General features: G+C 67.6%; 1 protein-coding gene. It reads right to left on the reverse strand.

What is annotated here, in order from left to right; genetic code table 11:
• On the reverse strand, positions 1–1,028 hold a 1,028-nt coding region (locus BST28_RS22950), incomplete at its 3' end, for a type I polyketide synthase (protein ID WP_337339100.1).
• Positions 1,029–1,032 lie beyond the last annotated feature (4 nt).

Genomic DNA, 1,032 nt, shown 5'->3' on the forward strand with positions numbered 1-1,032 from the left:
ATGAGGGTGGCTGGGAGTCGCAGTCCGGTGACTTGTGCCAGTCGGTTGCGTAGTTCTACGGCCGATAGTGAGTCGAATCCGGCATCTTTGAACACTTTCTCGGGGTCCACTGCCGTCGAGGAGGGATAGCCGAGTACTTCGGCGACGGTGTCGCGGACAACGGCCAAGACCATGGCGGTACGTTCGTTTTCGGGGATGCCTGCGAGTCGTTGGGCCAATGAACCGCCCGTCGTGCGGCGGGGCGGTATGCGGACGAGGTCGCTGAGTAGTGGCGCCAGCAGGCCGCTACGCGCTTGTGTGCGCAGCCCGGGTAGGTCGAGTGACAGTGCCAGCAGTGCCGCCGGCCGGTGTTCTCGTGCGGCGTCGAAGAGTGTCAGGCCTTCGGCGTCGTCGAGTGCTTGCAGCCCCAGGCGTGCCATCCGTGCGCGGTCGGCGTCGCCGACCTCGGCGGTGAGTCCGGTCGTTTGGGCCCATAGGCCGTATGCCAGTGACCGCACCGGGCGGCCCGCCAGTGCCCGCCGCTGAGCCAGTGCGTCGAGGAAAGCGTTGGCCGCTGCGTAGTTGCCCTGCCCCGGAGAACCGAGTGTGGCCGCGGCTGAGGAGAACAGCACGAGCTCGGCCTCGCCTGCGAGTTCGTCGAGGTGCAGTGCCGCGTCGACTTTGGCGCGCAATACACGGTCGAATCGGTCGCTGGTGAGCGAGGCGATCGTCGCGTCGTCGAGGGCGCCGGCGGCATGTAGGACCGCCGAGAGGGGATGCTGTCGGCCGGCCTCTTCGAGCACGCCGGCCAGCGCATCGCGATCGGCGACGTCGCAGGCGGCGAACCGTACCTCACATCCGTGCTCGCTCAACTCTGCGGCGAGCTCTGCTGCCCCGTCTGCCGACGCGCCGCTTCGGCTGACCAGTAGGAGATGTCGAACATTCTGTTCCGCAACGAGATGCCGCGCCAGCAGCTGACCCAGCGCACCCGTTCCGCCGGTGATCACCACCGTCCCCTCACCACCCAACGGCTGCGGCACCGCCAACACCAGC

This window comes from Mycolicibacter kumamotonensis (assembly GCF_002086285.1).
Taxonomy (GTDB): domain Bacteria; phylum Actinomycetota; class Actinomycetes; order Mycobacteriales; family Mycobacteriaceae; genus Mycobacterium; species Mycobacterium kumamotonense.